Consider the following 1,044-nt stretch of genomic DNA (forward strand, 5'->3'; position numbering starts at 1 on the left):
CTGGCCCCGCCCGCCACGCTGGCCCCGCCTGACGTATCGATCCGCTAGCATGCGAAGCCGAGCGGGAACAGCCCTCTGCCGCATTGTCGACAGCGGCGGGTTGCCCCACCGGGGCCGCGCTTAGAGTTACCGCGCTGTCGCTCTCCGCTGCGGGACTGGGGATGGTATGCCTCGACGCTGGGTCACCGTGGCCGCCTGCCTGTTGGCGCTGGTCGCGCTCGCCTGCGAGGGCGGCGGGGAGCCCGGTTCCCGCCCGCCACGGGAGACGCCGTCGCCCGGCTCGCCCGGCGGCATCGCGGCCCTCGGCGACTCGATCAGCACCGGCTTCGGCTCCTGCCTGGTGCTCGTCTCGTGCGAGCGCAACTCCTGGTCCACCGGCGACGGGCTGCGCGTCGACAGCCTCTACCGGCGGCTGCTCGACCGGAACCCGGCGATCCGGGGCAAGGCCCACAACCACGCCAGCCCCGGGGCCCGCGCGGCGTCGCTGGAGGGGCAGGCCCAGCGGGCGGTACGCGACCGCGTCGACCACGTCACCGTGCTGATCGGCGCCAACGACGTGTGCCGGGGCGGCATTGAGGCGATGACCCCGGTGAAGCAGTTCCGCGCCGAGGTGGACCGCGGCCTGCGGGTGCTGCGGCAGGGGCGACCTAAGGCCAGGGTGCTGGTGGTGAGCGTGCCCAACCTGCACCGGCTCTGGGAGGTCGGGCACACCGACGCGCGGGCGGTGCGGGCCTGGAAGCGGGGCGTCTGCCCGGCGCTGCTGGCCAACCCCACCTCGACGGACCCGCTCGACCGGGCCCGCCGGGCGGCCGTGCGGGAGCGCATCGCCGACTACAACGCCCAGCTCGCCGCCGCCTGCAAGGCGTACGGCTCGCGCTGCCGGCACGACGGCGGGGCGGTGCACCGCGTGCGGTTCGACCTGGAGCTGGTCAACCCGCTGGACTGGTACCATCCCAACGCCGCCGGGCAGGACCGGCTGGCCGACGTGGCGTGGCGCGCCTCGGGCCTCGGCTCCTGACCCTGCCGGCCGACCGCACACCCGCA

General features: G+C 75.3%; 1 protein-coding gene. It reads left to right on the forward strand.

Annotated features, from left to right (window positions below; all coding sequences use genetic code 11):
• Nucleotides 1-166 precede the first annotated feature (166 nt).
• The gene (locus F6X68_RS32795) at nucleotides 167-1,018 is read left to right on the forward strand and encodes a GDSL-type esterase/lipase family protein (protein WP_151457850.1); all 852 of its coding nucleotides are present in this window, start codon (nucleotides 167-169) and stop codon (nucleotides 1,016-1,018) included.
• Nucleotides 1,019-1,044 lie beyond the last annotated feature (26 nt).

Source organism: Micromonospora sp. AMSO12t, from assembly GCF_008806585.1.
Taxonomy (GTDB): Bacteria; Actinomycetota; Actinomycetes; order Mycobacteriales; family Micromonosporaceae; genus Micromonospora; species Micromonospora reichwaldensis.